19 protein-coding genes are annotated in these 18,870 nt (G+C 58.6%); 10 read left to right on the top strand and 9 right to left on the bottom strand.

Annotated features, from left to right (window positions below; genetic code table 11):
• Positions 1 to 4 precede the first annotated feature (4 nt).
• The 6 genes from nikE to IYV58_RS25750 form a co-directional block, all read right to left on the bottom strand.
• Complete coding sequence (gene nikE, locus IYV58_RS25775; RefSeq protein ID WP_004126231.1) at positions 5 to 775, bottom strand: nickel import ATP-binding protein NikE; 771 nt, start codon at positions 773 to 775, stop codon at positions 5 to 7.
• The gene (nikD, locus tag IYV58_RS25770; RefSeq protein WP_004126230.1) at positions 775 to 1,536 is read right to left on the bottom strand and encodes a nickel import ATP-binding protein NikD; all 762 of its coding nucleotides are present in this window, start codon (positions 1,534 to 1,536) and stop codon (positions 775 to 777) included. Before nikD ends, nikE begins: the two co-directional genes overlap by 1 nt.
• Entirely contained in the window at positions 1,536 to 2,369 is an 834-nt protein-coding gene (nikC, locus tag IYV58_RS25765; protein WP_195729321.1) for a nickel ABC transporter permease subunit NikC, read from the bottom strand. Before nikC ends, nikD begins: the two co-directional genes overlap by 1 nt.
• Positions 2,366 to 3,310, bottom strand: coding sequence for a nickel ABC transporter permease subunit NikB (gene nikB, locus IYV58_RS25760; RefSeq protein WP_049113782.1), 945 nt, complete (start codon positions 3,308 to 3,310; stop codon positions 2,366 to 2,368). The genes nikC and nikB overlap by 4 nt, the downstream gene beginning before the upstream one ends.
• Entirely contained in the window at positions 3,310 to 4,878 is a 1,569-nt protein-coding gene (nikA, locus tag IYV58_RS25755) for a nickel ABC transporter substrate-binding protein (RefSeq protein WP_195729320.1), read from the bottom strand. The genes nikB and nikA overlap by 1 nt, the downstream gene beginning before the upstream one ends.
• Before the next feature lie 300 nt (positions 4,879 to 5,178).
• Positions 5,179 to 6,039, bottom strand: a complete 861-nt coding sequence (locus tag IYV58_RS25750) for a LysR family transcriptional regulator (protein WP_004126211.1) — start codon at positions 6,037 to 6,039, stop codon at positions 5,179 to 5,181.
• Positions 6,040 to 6,136: 97 nt separating this feature from the next.
• Between IYV58_RS25750 and IYV58_RS25745 the strand changes: the two genes are divergently transcribed.
• From IYV58_RS25745 to arnF, 8 genes are all read left to right on the top strand, one after another.
• Positions 6,137 to 6,643 carry a phenolic acid decarboxylase gene (locus tag IYV58_RS25745; RefSeq protein ID WP_025106840.1) on the top strand — a complete coding sequence of 169 codons (507 nt, stop codon included), beginning with the start codon at positions 6,137 to 6,139 and terminating at the stop codon, positions 6,641 to 6,643.
• 399 nt (positions 6,644 to 7,042) lie between these two features.
• Positions 7,043 to 8,182: a UDP-4-amino-4-deoxy-L-arabinose aminotransferase gene (arnB, locus tag IYV58_RS25740; protein ID WP_004126209.1), complete on the top strand. Its 1,140-nt coding sequence runs from the start codon at positions 7,043 to 7,045 to the stop codon at positions 8,180 to 8,182.
• A gap of 1 nt (position 8,183) precedes the next feature.
• The gene (arnC, locus tag IYV58_RS25735; protein ID WP_004126208.1) at positions 8,184 to 9,167 is read left to right on the top strand and encodes an undecaprenyl-phosphate 4-deoxy-4-formamido-L-arabinose transferase; all 984 of its coding nucleotides are present in this window, start codon (positions 8,184 to 8,186) and stop codon (positions 9,165 to 9,167) included.
• The gene (gene arnA, locus IYV58_RS25730; protein ID WP_004126207.1) at positions 9,164 to 11,149 is read left to right on the top strand and encodes a bifunctional UDP-4-amino-4-deoxy-L-arabinose formyltransferase/UDP-glucuronic acid oxidase ArnA; all 1,986 of its coding nucleotides are present in this window, start codon (positions 9,164 to 9,166) and stop codon (positions 11,147 to 11,149) included. The genes arnC and arnA overlap by 4 nt, the downstream gene beginning before the upstream one ends.
• A complete protein-coding gene (gene arnD / locus IYV58_RS25725; RefSeq protein WP_004126206.1) occupies positions 11,146 to 12,048 on the top strand; it encodes a 4-deoxy-4-formamido-L-arabinose-phosphoundecaprenol deformylase in 903 nt (300 codons plus the stop codon). Before arnA ends, arnD begins: the two co-directional genes overlap by 4 nt.
• Positions 12,048 to 13,703 carry a lipid IV(A) 4-amino-4-deoxy-L-arabinosyltransferase gene (gene arnT / locus IYV58_RS25720; RefSeq protein ID WP_142468095.1) on the top strand — a complete coding sequence of 552 codons (1,656 nt, stop codon included), beginning with the start codon at positions 12,048 to 12,050 and terminating at the stop codon, positions 13,701 to 13,703. The genes arnD and arnT overlap by 1 nt, the downstream gene beginning before the upstream one ends.
• Entirely contained in the window at positions 13,700 to 14,038 is a 339-nt protein-coding gene (arnE, locus tag IYV58_RS25715) for a 4-amino-4-deoxy-L-arabinose-phosphoundecaprenol flippase subunit ArnE (protein ID WP_004126204.1), read from the top strand. Before arnT ends, arnE begins: the two co-directional genes overlap by 4 nt.
• A complete protein-coding gene (gene arnF, locus IYV58_RS25710) occupies positions 14,038 to 14,421 on the top strand; it encodes a 4-amino-4-deoxy-L-arabinose-phosphoundecaprenol flippase subunit ArnF (RefSeq protein WP_004126203.1) in 384 nt (127 codons plus the stop codon). The genes arnE and arnF overlap by 1 nt, the downstream gene beginning before the upstream one ends.
• On the opposite strand, the gene IYV58_RS25705 is transcribed toward arnF, so the two are convergent.
• On the bottom strand, positions 14,418 to 15,467 hold the full coding sequence (locus IYV58_RS25705; RefSeq protein ID WP_087828578.1) for an AI-2E family transporter: 1,050 nt from the start codon (positions 15,465 to 15,467) through the stop codon (positions 14,418 to 14,420). The genes arnF and IYV58_RS25705 overlap by 4 nt on opposite strands.
• 341 nt (positions 15,468 to 15,808) lie before the next feature.
• Between IYV58_RS25705 and IYV58_RS25700 the strand changes: the two genes are divergently transcribed.
• Positions 15,809 to 17,029: an MFS transporter gene (locus IYV58_RS25700; RefSeq protein ID WP_004126201.1), complete on the top strand. Its 1,221-nt coding sequence runs from the start codon at positions 15,809 to 15,811 to the stop codon at positions 17,027 to 17,029.
• On the opposite strand, the gene IYV58_RS25695 is transcribed toward IYV58_RS25700, so the two are convergent.
• Positions 17,030 to 17,587 carry a DcrB family lipoprotein gene (locus IYV58_RS25695; RefSeq protein WP_004126200.1) on the bottom strand — a complete coding sequence of 186 codons (558 nt, stop codon included), beginning with the start codon at positions 17,585 to 17,587 and terminating at the stop codon, positions 17,030 to 17,032.
• Between the two features lie 73 nt (positions 17,588 to 17,660).
• The gene (locus IYV58_RS25690) at positions 17,661 to 18,326 is read right to left on the bottom strand and encodes a 7-cyano-7-deazaguanine/7-aminomethyl-7-deazaguanine transporter (RefSeq protein ID WP_004126198.1); all 666 of its coding nucleotides are present in this window, start codon (positions 18,324 to 18,326) and stop codon (positions 17,661 to 17,663) included.
• A 291-nt stretch (positions 18,327 to 18,617) separates the two neighbouring features.
• Between IYV58_RS25690 and tusA the strand changes: the two genes are divergently transcribed.
• Positions 18,618 to 18,863 carry a sulfurtransferase TusA gene (tusA, locus tag IYV58_RS25685; protein WP_004106582.1) on the top strand — a complete coding sequence of 82 codons (246 nt, stop codon included), beginning with the start codon at positions 18,618 to 18,620 and terminating at the stop codon, positions 18,861 to 18,863.
• Positions 18,864 to 18,870 lie beyond the last annotated feature (7 nt).

The following is an 18,870-nucleotide window of genomic DNA, read 5'->3' as shown; positions in this document are numbered from 1 at the left end:
TGTTTTAAACCTTATTGCGGCGCACGGGAAAGGCAGGAAGTACCGCATTTTGTAACATGCGGCCGGCACTGGAAGAAAACGTTAATTTATCGCCCACGGCCTGTATCTCAACGATTTGCCCCTCATCCATCACCATCACCCGCTGGCAAAAGCGCTCCACCAGACGTAAATCGTGGGTGATAAACAGGCAGGCGGTGCCAAACTGCTGCTGGAGTTTTTTGAGCAGACCAATGACGTCTGCCTGGAGCACCAGGTCGAGGTTAGAAACCGCCTCGTCAAGGATCAGCAGCTTCGGTTCTACCGTCAGCGCGCGCGCAAGGCAGACGCGCTGCAGCTGTCCGCCGCTCAGCTGCGGGGGGCGTTTATCCAGCACGCTATCGTCGAGATCCACCGCTTTGAGCATTGCGCTTGCCCGGGCCAGCTGCTCCGATTTGGTCAGCGACAGCAGATGACGCATGGGTTCGCGCAACATTTCGCGTACCGTTTTACGCGGATTCGCCGCGCTGATGGCGTCCTGGAATACCATCTGAATATCCCGCCGGAACGCCTTTTGCTTAGCGCGATTGAGCCGGGAGAGCGGTTCTCCCCGCCAGCAGACGCTGCCCTCAGTGGGCGATTCCAGGCCGACGAGCAGGCGCGCCAGGGTACTTTTCCCGCAGCCGCTGCGTCCCAGCAGGGCTACGGTTTCGCCGCTTTTCAGCGCCAAAGATACCTCTTTTAGCACCTTTAAATCGGTATATTGATGGGTAATCGCGGATACGCTCAGTAATGTCATCAGGCCAGCTCCAGACCATAGAGGGCGAGATGCGCCGCCACCAGACCGCGGGTGATGCTGTGCTGCGGAGCGCTGAATATTCTTTCCACATCGCCCTGTTCCACGATGCTGCCGCTATCCATCACCGCCACATCGTCCGCCAGCCGCGCCACAACACCCATATCGTGGGTGACCAGCAGCATCCCGGGCCCGCGCTTTTGCATAATGCCTGCCAGCAGATCGAGAATGCGCGCCTGGGCCACCGCGTCCAGATCGGTGGTCGGTTCATCGGCAATGATAAACGGCGCCTCGCATAGCAGCGCCATGGCAATCATCATCCGCTGCAGCATGCCGCCGCTCATCTCGAACGGATAAAGCTTCAGGACGCGCCGCGCCTCCTCCAGCCCAACGGCTTCCAGCACCGCGATAAGCGCGGCGTCGTCTGCGGGTTTACCCAACGCCCGGCAGGTCTCCCGCGCGTGGGCCGCCATGGTGTGCAGCGGATTAAAGGCGCTGCGCGGGTTCTGCATAATGGTGGCGATTTTGCTGCCGCGCAGTTCGCCGGGAGAAACCGTCTGGCCGTCGGCGAGAATTGTTCCCGCCGTTTGCCGCACGCCGGGAGGCAGAATGCCCAGCGCCGCCGCGCAGGTTAGCGATTTTCCGCTGCCGCTGCCGCCAACCAGCGCCAGCACGCGCCCGCGTTTGAGCGTCAATGATACGCCGTGCACCAGCGGACACTCGGCCTGTAAGACTATGTTTTGCAATGTAATTTGTTGCGGCATTAGTGGGCGTGCTCCGCGATAAGATGAGGATCCAGGCGATCGCGGAGCGCGTCGCCCACCATGTTGAAGGCCATGACGGTGATAAACAGCGCCAGTCCCGGCCAGAACATTTGCAGCGGCTGGGTCCAGATATACTGGCGGGCGTCGTTAATCATCACTCCCCACTCGGCGGTGGGCGCGGTGACGCCGAGGCCGAGGAACGACATCCCGGCGACGTGCAGCATCATATGCCCGATATCCAGGGTCGCCAGCACCAGCAGCGACGGAATGACCGCCCCGGCCAGATGGTCGACAAATACCCGTACGTGGCCCGCCCCGGAAAGCCGCGCGGCGAGCACAAATTCGCGCTGGCGCAGGGAGATCGTCAGGCTGCGCACCATCCGCGCATACCATGCCCAGTGCGACAGGGCGATGGCGATAATCACGTTGGTCAGCCCGGTTCCCAGTACTCCTACCATAAAGAAAGAGAGGATTGAGGTCGGGAAGGTCATAAACATATCCGCGACGCGCATGGTGGTCTGATCGACGCGGCCGCCGATAAGCCCGGCGCTGCCGCCGACGATGAACCCCAGCGCCAGCACCAGCAGCAGGCAGGCCATCACCGAGCCAAGCGATACGCGGGTCGCCGCCAGCAGGCGCGAGAAGATATCGCGCCCCAGATGATCGGTGCCGAGCCAGTGCTGTCCGCCAGGCGGCAGCAGGCGCGAAGGCAGATCGATGGCCTGCGGATCGTACGGCAGCCACCACTGGCTGGTGAGCGCAACGATCGCCAGCAGGGCGATGATGAGCAAGGATATGCGGACTGACCCGCGTGAAGAGAAGAAGAAGTTCACGAGCGCGCTCCTTCATGGCGGCGAATGCGTGGGTCCAGCGCGGCGTTCAGCAGGTCAACCATCAGGTTACAAACCACAAAAACGATCACCATCATCAGGGTAAAACACTGAATGACCGGGTAGTCGCGGTTAAAAATCGCCGAGACGGCGTAGCGGCCCACGCCGGGCCAGGCAAAGATATTTTCGATAATCATCGTGCCGCCAATCAGCTCGCCGATATGCATTCCCACCGCGGTAATCATCGGCAGCGAGGCGTTGCGCAGAATATGGCGACGCTCGGTTTGCTTAGCGTTCAGGCCGCGCAGTCTGGCCCAGGTTACGTGACGCTGTCCGGCGACTTCCAGCATGCTGGCGCGCAGCAGACGGGCGTTGATCGCCAGCGACATAAAGGCAATCGACACCGCAGGCAGAATGATGTGCTGCCAGCCGCCATAGCCCATCGCCGGCAGCCATTGCAGGTAAACCGAAAAGAACATCACCAGCAGGAAAGCCAGCCAGAAGTTGGGCATCGACACGCCGAGAAAGGCGATGATCCGCACAATAAAATCCGGCAGGCGGTCGCGGTGCCGCGCCGCCCAGATGCCGAGCGGCACGGAGGTGAGGAGGATCAGCACCAGCGCGGCCCCCGCCAGCTGCAGCGTGGCGGGCAGGAAGCTCAGCATATCGTCCAGCACCGGGCGCTGGGTGGCGAACGAAACGCCAAAATCCAGCTGCAGCGCCCGCCACAGCCAGCCGCCGTACTGGACGATAAGCGGCCGATCCAGCCCCAGCATCGCGCGGGTCGAGGCCACCATTTCCGGCGTCGGCGGCAGGTTTGACAGGCGCAAATAGTCCAGCGCCGGGTCACCGGTGCCCAGGCGGAGCATTAAAAAGATAATCACCGAGGCGGCGAAGATCATCGGTATCAGCAGCGCAACCCGCCGCAGCGCGTAACGTAACATCAGGGTTTCACCGGCTTAATCTGTTCAAACGGAATCTCAGACGCGATCGGCGCATAGGGGATCGCGCCCAGCTCCGGTCTGGCGACCACCATCATCGAGACGTAGCTGATGGGTAGGTAGACCGCATCGTTGTGCAAACGCGTGAGAATGTCGCGATACAGCGCCTGACGCCGCGTTTTGTCGGTGGTTTCCAGCACCTCGCCAATTTCTTTATCAATAATCGGTTTGTCGGCTAATCCCTGTTGCGCCTGAAAATCGGCGTGCGACGGCACGCGCATCGAACTCATAAAGGCGTGCGGATCGTAGGGTGCGCCCCAGGTACGGTTGAAAATCATGCCGAAGCGACCATCGCGCTGGCGGGCATAAATACTGCTCTCTTCCTCGCCGACCAGCGCCACGTCCACGCCAATCTGGCGCATATCGGCCTGAATGATTTCGGCCATCGATTTGCTCAGCGCGTCGGTGCCGATAAACGACAGTTCAACGTGCAGCGGTTGGCCGTTTTTCTCGCGAATATCTTTTCCCGCAGGCAGTACCCAGCCCGCGTTTTCCAGCAACGCCTTCGCCTGCTGCGGATCGTACCGACGCGGCTTCAGGCCAATATCGGCATAGGGCACGGTAGGAGCGAACAGCGTATCGGCAACCTGCTGAGTGCCGTACAGGGCGTTATCAATCAACGCTTTTTTATTCACCGCAAAGTTCAGCGCTTCGCGCACCGGGAGCTCATTAGTGGGGGCCCTGGCGGAGTTCAACGCCAGCATCACCGTCTCTATCGGCTGGGAAAGCTGGGTACGGTAGGCCGGGTTGTGGCTGAAGCGGGCAAAGGTGTCGAGCGGCAGCAGCCCTTCGTTGCCGTAGAGCAGATCAATATCGCCGGTTTCAAACGCCACCGCGCGGGTGGTCGGGTCCGGGATCACCTTGACGGTGATCTTTTGAATTTGCGGCTTTTCACCCCAGTAGCGGTCGTTACGCACCAGCACGTCATACTGATTGAGTTTTGATTCCTTCAGTACCCATGGACCGGTGCCAATCGGCGCTTTAATGCCGAGCAGGGTCTCATTGTCTTTGAACTGCGACGGAGCGATAAAGCGGAAAGGGCGCGGCAGCGACAGCTCCTGTAAGAACGGGTAATAAGCGCTTTTCAGGGTGATTTGCAGATGGCTTTTGTCGAGCGCGTTGACATCGACGATCTGATTGACCAGCTCCAGCCAGGCGTGGCGCTGGCGGTTATCGAGCACCACGCGGAAGTTCTCCGCGGCGGCATGAGCGTCAAACGCTTCGCCGTTGGAGAATGTTACATTATCGCGCAGGGTGAAGGTCCAGACTTTGCCATCCTCCGAGTGCGTCCAGCTCGTGGCCAGCCAGGGCTTCACCGAGCCATCCGCCTGATACTTCACCAGCGGTTCATACACCATGCTTTGGGCGTACATCTGATTGGGCGTGTAGAGGTGCGGGTTGAGCGGTCCCACGTTAACCGGCCATGCGGTGGTGATATCATTCGGCGCGGCACGGACCAGCAAACAAACGCAGGCGAGTAGCGCCAGCAGCGTGGTGCGGATAATAGACAAGGCTTTTTCTCAGCGACAGGAAAGTATGACGATTTTAATGATTCATCATACTTTCGGCGTAAGCTGGATCAATATAGCGCCTGAAAGTATAAGAAAAAGATATAGTTCCTTTGGCTGTATGAGTTTACGAACCCGCCTGCAGCCTGGTTAAACGCAGCGCAAGCCGGGAAGCATCAGCTTCGGCACATTTCCCGGAGGCGATGCTGCGCATCTGTCCGGGCTACCAGATCCGCAGACGGCGGGGAACCTGTAGAACCTGTAGCCCGGCTAAGCGCAGCGCGAGCCGGGTAAACAAGCCCATCAGGGCGTTCTGAACAGATCCAACAGCGTGGCGACCTGCTCATCAATTGGCGTTAAATCACGCTTCACGATCAGGTGAAGCGGCGTTGCCCGCCGCGCGCCGTGTCCTAACGGTAGCGCCTTCAGTACCCCCTCTTGAAGCTGTGGGCGAATCCGCTCTTCCGGCAGCCAGCCGAACCCGACCTGATACAGCACCGCATCGATAGCGGCATCAATAGTGGAGAAGGTCCACGCGTCGCGGGCGGACTGCGGATCGTTGCTGCGGTCGGCGATGCGCACCAGCGGCCAGGGAGTAAGCGCGTTATCGTCCAGCGGCCCTTCGAGGGCGGATAGCGGATGATCGCGATGGGCGACGGCGACAAAATCAATATTCATCAGCCATTCGCCGCGGCCGGTAATATCCTGACGACGGGTCAGCACCATCACGTCCGCCTCGCTGCGGGCCGGATGCTCTTCCTCAACGTTTTCCAGCACTTCGGTCAGCCTGACCTGGGTTTGCGGGTAGCGCTGCTGAAACTGGCGCAGAATGGCGAATAGCCGCTGGCGTGGGAAAATGCTGTCGACCACCAGATCCAGCCGGGTCCGGGTGCCGTCTCGCAGGGTGGCGGCATGGGTTTCGACGTAAGAGAAGGCCTGCAGCAGCGGTTTAACCTGACCGAGCAGCAGCTCGCCTGCCGGGGTCAGCACCGCGCGACGGCCCGATGGCGTCAGCAGCGTGACGCCCAGCCGTTCCTGCAATAGCGCGAGATTATAGCTCACCGACGACTGGCTGCGGTGGGTCTCGTCCGCCGCCTTTGCGAAGCTACCCAGCTCGACAACTTTCTCCAGCAGCGCCCATTGTTCCAGCGTAGTCTTGTGCATAATCCATCTAAAAAGTGAATGAGTTTAATCCAAACATAGCGTTATTCATCCATTTTTTAAAGCAGTATGCTTGTTCTCAACAAACAGAGGAGAACAGATTATGAGCACATTCGACAAACATGACCTGAGCGGTTTTATCGGCAAACATCTGGTTTATACCTATGATAATGGCTGGAACTACGAAATTTACGTTAAAAACGGCACCACTTTGGATTATCGTATTCACAGCGGTATCGTCGCGAATCGTTGGGTGAAAGATCAGCAGGCTTACATCGTTCGCGTCGGCGAAAGCATCTACAAAATTTCCTGGACCGAACCGACCGGTACCGACGTGAGCCTGATCGTTAACCTCGGCGATAAACTGTTTCACGGCACCATCTTTTTCCCGCGCTGGGTAATGAATAACCCGGAGAAAACCGTCTGCTTCCAGAACGATCATATTCCGCTGATGGTCTCTTATCGTGAAGCCGGTCCGGCTTATCCGACAGAAGTGATTGATGAGTTTGCTACCATCACTTTTGTGCGCGATTGCGGCGCGGATAATGACGAAGTGATTAATTGCCCGGCTAACGAATTACCTGACAACTTTCCTGCCAACCTGTAATCATTTTGAAATAGTTTCGTGATTCGACTGGATTTTTTATATTTGCTGAACCATGTTTAAAGACTGTTTATGAGAATCTGGTTGAGCATCCGTTTACTTTTCAGCAATGCGTTCCCGCTATTTCGCCGTCCGGCGGGAACGCTATAGCGCCTTTTTCTGCGATAAATTCCACTCTATCTCAATGATTTTTAAAGAAATCATCATGCATATCTAATTAATATTAATTTCTTAATATTATCCTAAGCAAAGCTGACTAAATTTAATAACATCTGAATACAAAATAATGAAATGCGCCCTCGGGCTGATTTCGCTTTCATTTTCATTTTGTTTAGGTCAGCAGGTGCAGGATATTTCTTATCGACCCGGTTTTTCGCGGGTCATTCACAGAACAGGAACATGATGAGCGATTTTTTGCCGTTTTCGCGCCCGTCGATGGGCGACGCAGAGCTGGCTGCGCTGCGTGAAGTTTTGCAATCGGGCTGGATCACCACTGGACCGAAAAATCAGGCGCTGGAAGAGGCGTTCTGCACGTTAACCGGCAACCGTCACGCCATCGCCGTCAGTTCGGCGACCGGCGGCATGCACGTCACGCTGATGGGGCTGGGTATCGGTGCGGGCGATGAAGTGATCACCCCTTCTCAGACCTGGGTCTCCACGCTGAACATGATCTGCCTGCTCGGCGCGACCCCGGTGATGATCGATGTCGATCCCGATAACCTGATGATTACCCCCGAAGCGGTTGAAGCGGCAATCACCCCGCGAACCAAAGCAATTATCCCTGTGCACTACGCTGGTGCACCGGCGGATATTGACGCTATTCGCGCGATTGGCGAGCGTCACGCTATTCCGGTGATTGAAGATGCCGCCCACGCGGCGGGGACGTACTACAAAGGCCGTCACGTCGGCTGGCGCGGTACCGCCATTTTCTCATTCCATGCGATCAAGAATATGACCTGCGCCGAAGGCGGGCTGGTGGTGACCGATGATGACGAGCTGGCCGCGCGCATTCGCAGCCTGAAGTTCCACGGCCTCGGCGTTGACGCTTATGACCGCCAGACTCTGGGCCGCGCCCCGCAGGCGGAGGTGATTTCGCCGGGCTTTAAATACAATCTCGCGGATATCAACGCCGCGCTGGCGCTGGTGCAGCTGGACAAGCTCGCCCACGCCAATCAGCGTCGCGCCGCGATTGCGCAACGCTATCTGCGCGAGCTGGCGGATACGCCCTTCAGGCCGCTGGTGGCACCGTCGTGGGAGCATCAGCACGCCTGGCACCTGTTTATTATCCGCGTTGATGAAGCCACCTGCGGCATCAGCCGCGATGCGCTGATGGAAAGACTGAAGGCCATGGGCATTGGCACCGGCCTGCACTTCCGTGCGGCCCATACGCAAAAGTATTACCGCGAGCGTTTCCCTGAAGTTTCATTACCGCATACGGAATGGAACAGCGCGCGCATTTGTTCCATTCCGTTGTTCCCGGATATGACCGATGACGATGTCACTCGGGTCATTTCCGCACTGCACCAGCTGTCAGGACGTTGATATGTTTAGCTATCCTCCCGTGAAAAAGGTCTCGGTCGTTATTCCTGTGTATAACGAACAGGAGAGCCTGCCGGAGCTTATCCGCCGCACCGACACCGCCTGCGCGACGCTCGGACGGCAATATGAAATTCTGCTGGTCGACGACGGCAGCAGCGATGACTCGGCGCGGATGCTCACCGAAGCCGCCGAGGCCGAAGGCAGCCACGTGGTGGCGGTCCTGTTGAACCGCAACTACGGCCAGCACTCGGCGATTATGGCGGGTTTCAGTCACGTTACCGGCGACCTGATCATTACCCTTGATGCCGACCTGCAAAACCCGCCGGAAGAGATCCCGCGCCTGGTCGAGAAGGCCGACGAGGGCTACGACGTGGTCGGTACCGTGCGCCAGAACCGCCAGGACACCTTCTTCCGTAAAAGCGCCTCGAAGATGATCAACCGCCTGATCCAGCGCACCACCGGTAAAGCGATGGGCGACTATGGCTGCATGCTGCGCGCCTATCGCCGCCATATCATCGACGCGATGCTCAACTGCCATGAGCGCAGTACGTTTATCCCGATTCTGGCGAACACTTTTGCCCGCCGGGCGGTTGAGATCCCGGTGATGCACGCCGAGCGCGAATTCGGCGATTCCAAATACAGCTTTATGCGCCTGATTAACCTGATGTACGACCTGGTGACCTGCCTGACCACCACGCCGCTGCGCCTGCTGAGCCTGTTCGGCAGCGTCATCGCTCTGCTGGGCTTCGCCTTCGGCCTGATGCTGGTTGTGCTGCGTCTGGTGTTTGGTCCCCAGTGGGCGGCGGAAGGGGTGTTCATGCTGTTCGCGGTGCTATTTATGTTTATCGGCGCCCAGTTCGTCGGGATGGGCCTGCTCGGGGAGTATATCGGCCGCATCTATAACGATGTCCGCGCCCGCCCCCGCTACTTTATTCAACGTGTTGTTCGCCAGCCGGAAACGGCATCTCAAGAGGAAGATCGTTCATGAAAGCCGTAGTCTTCGCTTATCACGATATGGGTTGTGCAGGTATTCAGTCTCTGCTGGACGCCGGTTATGACATCGCCGCTATTTTTACCCATCCGGATAACCCTGGCGAAAACCATTTTTTTGGCTCCGTGGCGCGTATTGCCGCTGAGCAAGGCATCCCGGTATGGGCGCCGGAAGATGTGAATCATCCGCTGTGGATCGAACGTATCCGTGAGATTAAACCGGACGTGCTGTTCTCGTTCTACTACCGCAACCTGCTGTGCGATGACATTTTGAATATTGCGCCGCAGGGGGCTTTTAACCTGCATGGTTCACTGTTGCCGAAATACCGCGGCCGCGCGCCGCTGAACTGGGTGCTGGTGAACGGCGAAAGCGAAACTGGCGTAACGCTGCACCGTATGGTTAACCGCGCGGATGCCGGCAATATCGTGGCGCAGAAAAGCGTCGCGATCGGCGCGGATGACGCGGCGCTGGCGCTGCACCGTAAACTCTGCGCCGCAGCGTCGGATCTGCTGGCGCAGGCGCTACCCGCCATCCGCGACGGTAAAACCGAAGAGCGCGTCCAGGATGAAAGCCAGGCGACTTACGTCGGTCGCCGTACGCCGGAAGACGGTCGCCTCGACTGGGAACATTCGGCCCAGACGCTGCACAACCTCGTCCGCGCGGTCTCCGATCCGTGGCCGGGTGCGTTCGGCTACGCCGGCGCAAACAAGTTTATCGTCTGGAAATCCCGCGTGCGCCACGATCTGGCCGCCGCCAAAGCAGGGACGGTGCTCTCCGTTGCGCCGCTGGTCGTCGCCTGTCAGGAAGGGGCGTTAGAAATCGTTACCGGGCAGACCGAGCGCGGCGTTTATATGCAGGGTACCCAGCTGGCGCAGGCGCTTGGCCTGGTTGCCGGCGCGGTGCTGAGCAGCAAACCGGTGGTGGCGATTAAGCGCCGTACCCGCGTGCTGATCCTCGGGGTGAACGGCTTTATCGGCAACCACCTGACCGAGCGCCTGCTGCAGGACGACAACTACGAGATTTACGGCCTGGACATTGGCTCCGACGCTATCAGCCGCTTCCTCGACAACCCGCGCTTCCACTTCGTTGAAGGCGATATCAGCATCCACTCCGAGTGGATCGAGTACCACATTAAGAAGTGCGATGTGGTCCTGCCGCTGGTGGCGATTGCCACGCCAATCGAATATACCCGCAACCCGCTGCGCGTATTTGAGCTGGATTTCGAAGAGAACCTGAAGATTATCCGCGACTGCGTGAAATACGATAAGCGCATCATCTTCCCGTCGACCTCGGAAGTGTACGGCATGTGTACCGACAACAACTTTGATGAAGATACCTCCAATCTGGTGGTCGGGCCGATTAACAAACAGCGCTGGATCTACTCGGTTTCCAAGCAGCTGCTGGACCGCGTGATCTGGGCCTACGGCGATAAGAACGGCCTGAAGTTTACTCTGTTCCGCCCGTTTAACTGGATGGGGCCGCGCCTCGATAACCTTAATGCCGCGCGCATCGGTAGCTCTCGCGCCATCACCCAACTGATCCTCAACCTGGTAGAAGGTTCGCCGATCAAGCTGATTGAGGGCGGTAAGCAGAAGCGCTGCTTTACCGATATCAGCGACGGTATCGAAGCGTTGTTCCGCATCATTGAGAACAAGGACGGCCGCTGCGACGGGCAGATCATCAACATCGGCAACCCGGATAACGAAGCGAGTATCAAAGAACTGGCGGAAATGCTGTTGGCCTGCTTTGAACGCCATCCGCTGCGCGACCGCTTCCCGCCATTCGCCGGATTCCGCGAAGTGGAAAGCAGCGATTACTACGGTAAAGGCTACCAGGACGTCGAACATCGTAAGCCGAGCATTCGCAACGCGAAGCGCTGCCTGAACTGGGTGCCGACGGTGGAAATGGAAGAGACCGTGGAACATACCCTGGACTTCTTCCTGCGTACGGTTGAACTGACGGACAGCGGCAAATCATGAAACAGGTCGGCTTACGCATAGATGTCGATACCTTTCGCGGTACGCGGGACGGGGTCCCGCGACTGCTGGCTCTGCTGAGCCAGCACGGGATTCAGGCAAGCTTCTTTTTCAGCGTCGGGCCGGACAACATGGGGCGTCATATCTGGCGCCTGGTAAAGCCGAAGTTTCTGTGGAAGATGCTGCGCTCAAAGGCCGCGTCGCTATACGGCTGGGATATCCTGCTGGCCGGCACCGCCTGGCCAGGGCGCAGGATCGGCGCGGGTAATGAAGAAGTTATCCGCGCCGCCGCGCAGGAGCATGAAGTTGGCCTGCACGCCTGGGATCACTATAGCTGGCAGGCGTGGAGCGGCGTCTGGCCGCAGGAAAGGCTGACGCTGGAGGTTGAACGCGGGCTGCTGGAGCTGGAGCGGATTATCGGTCGCCCGGTAACCTGTTCCGCCGTTGCTGGCTGGCGCGCCGATCAGCGGGTGATCAAAGCCAAAGAGGCTTTCGATTTCCTCTATAACAGCGACTGCCGGGGGACCGGGCCTTTTCTGCCGCAGCTGGGGAACGGGGCGCCGGGGACCGTGCAGATCCCGGTGACCTTACCGACCTGGGATGAAGCGGTGGGAAACGCGGTGGATATTGCGGGCTTCAACCGCTATCTGCTGGACTGCATCCACCGCGACGCGGGGACGCCGGTCTATACCATCCATGCTGAAGTGGAAGGCATCGCCTTTGCGGATCAGTTTGATGAACTGCTGACCATGGCCGCACAGGAAGAGATCCAGTTTTGCCCGCTAAGCCAGCTTCTGCCCGCCGACTTTAGCGTGCTGCCGCGAGGGAAGGTGGTTCGTGGTGAACTGGCCGGCCGGGAAGGCTGGCTTGGACGTGAACAATTACTCAATTCGGGTGTTTGATGAAAAGCATTCGCTACGGCGCCTCTCTGGTCGCCCTTTTTGTCCTCTACTATTTACTGCCGCTCAACTTCCGCCTGCTCTGGCAGCCTGATGAAACCCGCTACGCGGAGATCAGCCGCGAAATGCTGGCGACCGGCGACTGGGTAGTGCCGCATTTCCTCGGGCTGCGCTACTTTGAAAAACCGATTGCCGGCTACTGGATCAACAGCATCGGCCAGTGGCTATTCGGCCACAATAATTTTGCCGTCCGCTTTGGGGTGGTGTTTTCCATTACCGTCACCGCGCTGCTGGTCGCCTGGCTGGCATGGCGTCTTTTCCGCGATAAACGCGTCGCGATCCTGTCGCCGGTGATCTTCCTGACCGCGCTGCTGGTCTACGGTATCGGCACCTACGCGGTGCTCGACCCGATGATCACCATGTGGATGGCGCTGGCGATGTGCAGCTTCTGGGGCGCGGCGCAGGCCCAAAGCCACGGCGGCAAAATTCTCGGCTATGTTTTACTCGGCGTGGCCTGCGGGATGGGGGTGATGACCAAAGGCTTCCTCGCGCTGGCGGTGCCGGTGGTCGGGGTACTGCCGTGGGTGATTGCGCGTAAGCGCTGGCGCGAAGTGCTGACTTACGGCTGGCTGGCGGTGGGCGTCTGCGCGCTGGTGGTGCTGCCGTGGGGGCTCGCCATCGCCAAACGCGAGCCGGACTTCTGGCGCTACTTCTTCTGGGTGGAGCATATCCAGCGTTTCGCGGAAAAAGATGCCCAGCATAAAGCGCCGTTCTGGTACTACATTCCGTTCCTGATTGCCGGCAGCCTGCCGTGGCTGGCGCTGCTGCCGGGGGCGCTCAAGCGCGGCTGGACCGAACGCGATGAGTCGCGCGGCGCGCTCTATTTGCTCGGATGGGTGGTGATGCCGTTCCTGTTCTTCAGCATTGCTAAGGGTAAACTGCCAACCTATATCCTGCCCTGTTTTGCTCCCCTGTCGATTCTGATGGCGCGCTACGCGCTGGACGCCGCGAAGGCGGGGGTGAAGGCGCTGAAAATTAACGGCGCGATCAACCTGGCCTTTGGCCTGATTGGCCTGGTCGCCGTGCTGGTGGTTTCGCCGTGGGGCTTTATGCACAAGCCGGTATGGAGCCATATTGAGCTCTATAAATGCCTGCTGGCTGCGCTGATATTTGGCTGCTGGGCGCTGATGGGCTGGCTGGCGATGAAGGACAACGGCCGCCGCTGGACCCTCGCCTCCTGCTGCCCGCTCGGGCTGGCGCTGCTGGTGGGCTTCGCTATCCCGGATCGGGTGATCGACAGCAAGCAGCCGCAGTTCCTGGTGGATATCGTCAGCGAATCGCTGACCCCGAGCCGCTACGTGTTGACCAATAACGTCGGTATCGCCGGCGGGCTGTCGTGGGAGCTCAAGCGCAGCGATATCATTCTGTTCGACAAGCAGGGCGAGCTGAAGTACGGTCTCTCCTGGCCGGACGCGCAGCGCCAGTTTGTCGATCAGGCGCATTTTGCTGACTGGCTGGCGACACACCGCCAGCAGGGCCCCGTCTCGCTGGTTCTGCTGATGGACAAAGGAGAAAGTATGGCTGATTTAGCGCTACCGAAACCAGATAGCTCCTACGAGCTAGGGCGCGTGGTGTTTATCCAGTATCTGCCGCAATGAGCGTGTGGATCTGTCTGGTTTTCGCCAGCCTGCTGAGCTGCGCTGGACAGCTGTGCCAGAAACAGGCCACCCGCCCATCCAAATCCGGGCGGCGCGGGCGCCATATCCTCGGCTGGCTGGGTTTAGCGCTGCTCGCTCTGGGCTGCAGTATGCTGCTGTGGCTTAGCGTGCTGCAGTCGATCCCGGTCAGTATCGCCTACCCTATGCTAAGCCTGAACTTTGTCTGGGTGACCCTGGCGGCGTGGGGGATCTGGCGCGAGCCGGTCGCGCGTCGCCACTGGATTGGCGTGGGACTCATCGTCGTCGGGATCGTTATTCTGGGGAGCCGTATCTGATGGGCTTAATCTGGGCGTTATTCAGCGTCGGCCTGGCGAGCGGCGCGCAGCTGCTGCTGCGCAGCGCGATGGTCGAGCTCCCGCCGTTGACGGAGATATTCACCTTCCTCAACCATCTGCTGCATCTGCGGGCGGGCACGTTTGGCCTGGCGTTTGGGCTTATGGGTTACCTGCTGTCGATGGTCTGCTGGTACTTCGCCCTGCATCGACTGCCGCTGGCGAAAGCCTACGCGCTGCTGAGCCTGAGCTACATCCTGGTATGGGCCGCCGCCATCTGGCTCCCCGGCTGGCATGAGCCTTTCCACTGGCAATCGCTGCTGGGCGTGCTGCTGATTGTCGCCGGGGTGCTGACGATCTTCTGGCCGGTGAAGCGGCAGGGCTAGCCCGGTAGCCTGCTTTTGGGGCGACCGGGCCCGAGCAGGATGGCTAACTTACTGCCGCCCCTGGTGGTCTCCATCCATATTTTACACACGCTGGTTAACGGTACCGACAGCAGCATTCCCACCGGGCCAAGCAGCCATCCCCAGACCAGCAATGAGAGGAAAACCACCAGCGTAGACATGCCCAGCCGGTGGCCCATCATGCGGGGTTCGAGAATATTGCCGATAATCATGTGCACGACTAAAAAGAGCGCGCCGACCAGCAGACACTCATAATACCCGTTAAAAAGTAACGCCTGGATCATCGGCGGGACGGCGGAAATCACCGAGCCAATGTTAGGCACATAGTTCAGCAGAAAAGCCAGCACGCCCCACATCAGCGCAAACTGTACCCCCATCAGCATCAGTCCTAACCAGACAATCACCCCTGTCCACAGGCTGAGCAGCGTTTTCAGCGCCAGATAATGCGAAACGCCTTTTAACGCCCGGTGAAGACCGGCGATGTGGATTTGCGGGTTGTTGAGGGCAAAACGGAGCTTATAGGGCACATGACGGACTTCAAAAAGCATAAATACTACCGTCATCACCAGCAGAACGACGCTGGCCATAGCGCCGGACAGCCCGGTCATCAGGGTGGTCGTGAACGTCATCAGCTTGTCAGAGTCTATGCGTTGTAGCATACGCTCCGGGGACATGTGAATATGCAAAAACGGCAGCGCCTCCTGCAATCGCAGGACTTTTGCCGTCAGCTCTTTATTATATTTTGGCATCATGGCGACAAATTCGTTAACCGACGCGGCCAGTACGCCAATTAACGCGGTGAGCACGATCAGCATCACCACCACCACGATAGTAATGGCTGCCGGGCGACGCACGCCGCGGCGAATAAACCAGGTGACCAGAGGGTTGAGGACAATGGCGAAGAACAGCGCCAGTAATAGCTGCACGATGATATCTGCCGCGGCGTGAATACCGGCGAGGATAACCACCAGTGACGCCAGTTTGAGCAGAATATGCATGCCCGTTTTATCGGGCTGAGGGGTTGTCATTCACTCTTCCTTTCTATGATTTTCATAAAGAGCCCACTCCATTAGGGCTATTTTACTTGCCATTTTGAACACGGGCAGTGCTCGACAAAATACGAAAGTATTTTGAACGCCCTTCAGGGCGGCCCGGAGGGCGAGCGTAGCGAGTCAATCCTCACGTACTCCGTGTACGCTCCGGTTTCTGTGCGCTGTCCGTGTTCAAACTGCCTGCGACAATAACGCCTGGTGGGATAGACTCTAAGTGTAGCGGCTGGCTTGCTGCCAGGAATCCTAATCTGGCTGCTGATTTATAACGTGTGGCGTGGTAGAAATGAAACACAGTTGTAAAAATCTGGTGGAACCCGATGCCCGAAACCGTCGCTGAACCGGCGCTCAATGGATTGCGCCTCAATCTGCGGATTGTCTCTGTCGTGATGTTTAACTTTGCCAGCTATCTGACCATTGGCCTGCCGCTGGCTGTATTGCCCGGCTACGTTCATGATGTGATGGGGTTTAGTGCCTTTTGGGCCGGGCTGGTGATTAGCCTCCAGTACTTCGCTACGCTGCTCAGCCGCCCGCACGCCGGGCGTTACGCCGACCAGCTGGGGCCAAAAAAGATCGTCATTTTCGGCCTGTGCGGCTGCTTTTTGAGCGGACTCGGCTATCTGCTGGCGGCGCTCTTCGGCGGTTTGCCCGTGGTTAGCCTGGCGCTGCTGTGCCTTGGGCGCATAATTCTCGGCATCGGGCAGAGCTTCGCGGGAACCGGCTCCACGCTGTGGGGCGTCGGGGTAGTCGGTTCGCTGCATATCGGGCGGGTTATCTCCTGGAACGGCATTGTCACTTACGGGGCGATGGCGATGGGTGCGCCGCTCGGCGTGCTCTGTTACTCGCTGATGGGCCTGCACGGGCTGGCGTTGACCATTATGGCGGTCGCGCTGGTGGCGGTGCTGTGCGCGTTGCCGCGGGCAGCGGTGAAAGCGGGCAGGGGTAAAGCGATGTCGTTTCGCGCGGTGCTGGGGCGCGTCTGGCTCTACGGCATGGCGCTGGCCCTGGCTTCGGCGGGGTTTGGCGTTATCGCCACCTTTATCACCCTGTTTTATGATGCTAAAGGCTGGGACGGTGCCGCCTTCGCCCTGACGCTGTTTAGCTGCGCCTTTGTCGGCACCCGGCTGTTGTTCCCCAACGGAATTAACCGCCTCGGCGGGCTGAACGTGGCGATGATCTGTTTTGTCGTCGAGATTATTGGGCTGCTGTTAGTAGGCCTGGCGGAGACGCCGCTGCTGGCGAAAGTCGGCACCTTCTTTGCCGGAGCCGGTTTTTCGCTGGTGTTCCCGGCGCTTGGCGTGGTGGCGGTGAAGGCCGTGCCGCAGCAGAACCAGGGGGCGGCGCTGGCAACCTATACGGTATTTATGGATCTCTCGCTGGGGATCACCGGTCCGCTTGCCGGGCTGCTGATGGCGTGGGCGGGCATTTCATCGATCTATCTGGCGACGGCGGGGCTGGTCGCGGCGGCGCTGCTGCTGGGATGGCGGTTAAAAAAACGGCCCCCGGTCGCTGAACCGGAGGCCGCGGCGTCAGGCCAGTAGTTACTGGATGACGAGGGTGTTGATAATGTTTTCCGCTTCGGTCTGCGCCTGCTGCTGATTATCCGCTGGCAGCGTGATCTGTAGCGTCAGCAGTTTGTCATCAACCTTACCGAGCAGGACGGAAGACCAGGCGGTCTGGCCCTTGGCGGAGATGATGCTGTCCAGCTGTTGCAGGGTGTGGCCTTTGATCTCAATGGATTTATTGCTCACCACCTGCAGCTGCGGGTCGCGGCTGCGCTGCTGCTCTTCCAGACGCTGGCTCATGACGGCCAGATCTTCATTGGTGCTGTCGCCAACAATCACGATCACCGCTTTCTGGCCGGTAGCGTCAGAATAGACGTGCATATTGTTGGCCTGGGTGCCCAGCTTGCCGCTCTGGTCGGTCATACCGGCTGGCAGGGAGAAGCTCAGTTTGCCATCCAGCAGACTAATAGGTTGCCCGCTGGCGTTGCTTTCCGCAGCCGCCCCGGCAGTCGGCGTTTTTGTATCGCTGTTATCACAGGCCGCAAGACCCACAACCAGCAGGCCAATACCGACATATTTAACCAAATTGCGCATTGACATCTTCCTTTCGATAAACGGCCACTAACGGCTCATTCGCTTATCTTATCACATCGTTTCACGAGTACTCTTAACCTGGCTGCAATGCGGATAAATCAGATTTATCTGCCAGCTTTTTCAGCAGCATATTCAACAACATGCCGTACATCGGCAGGAAGAATACGATGCTAATCAGCACCTTGAAGCAGTAGTCGACGATGGCGATTTCACCCCAGTGCGCCGCCATAAACGGATCCGGGCTGCGCCAGAAGGCGATAAAGAAGAAGGCCAGCGTATCGCTGACGTTACCGAAAAGAGTGGATGCCGTGGGCGCTAGCCACCAGCGGCGGTTCTGACGCAAGCGGTTGAAGACGTGGACGTCGAGGATCTGCCCCAGCGCGTAGGCCATAAAGCTGGCGGCGGCGATACGGGCGACAAACAGATTAAAGCTGGTTAATGCGGCAAAGCCCTGCCACTCGCCCATATAGAACAGCGCGGAAACCCCGTAGGAGATGAGCAGCGCCGGAATCATCACCGCGAGGATAATGCGTCGCGCCAGCGGAGCGCCGAAAATCCGCACCGTCAGGTCGGTGGCGAGGAAAATAAACGGAAAGCTGAACGCGCCCCAGGTGGTATGAAAACCAAAGATGGAGATCGGCAGCTGCACCAGATAGTTACTGGAAGTGATGACCAGCAGATGGAAAAGCGATAGCCAGATCAGCGCTTTTTTACGCTGTACGGTAGTAAACGGACTCATATTGTGACCTTTTTATGCCCGTTATTCTTCAAGCTGCAGATGCGTTAACTTTCCTCGCTCATCCCAGTCACTTACTGATGTAAGCTGCTGGAAATTCGCTGCGTCGTCGCCTTTCTGCAACTCGAATGATTTAGGGCCAGAGAGTTGGGGTGAGGGAACCCAATAAAAACGGCTGCATGATACTGCGTTGCGAGCGTATTGCAATGGTTGTTTTTCGCGCAAACGTTAACCTGGCTTGCGTACTGGCGAACTGGGGGTAAACTAGGGCCGTTTTGTTAATGTGAGATGAAAATGAGCGAACTTTTCTCCAGCCCTGATCATACGCTTGATGCGCAGGGGCTTCGTTGCCCGGAACCGGTGATGATGGTGCGTAAGACCGTGCGTACCATGCCGGTGGGCGAGACGCTGCTAATCGTGGCCGACGATCCGGCGACGACCCGCGATATTCCCGGTTTCTGCCGCTTTATGGAGCATGAACTGCTGGCGCAGGAAACCGAGGCGCTGCCGTACCGCTATTTGATCCGTAAAAGCCACTGATCCGCTT

It is taken from the genome of Klebsiella sp. BDA134-6, from assembly GCF_015601345.1.
GTDB classification, from domain to species: Bacteria; Pseudomonadota; Gammaproteobacteria; order Enterobacterales; family Enterobacteriaceae; genus Klebsiella; species Klebsiella grimontii.
This window is presented reverse-complemented; position numbering and strand designations above follow the sequence as displayed.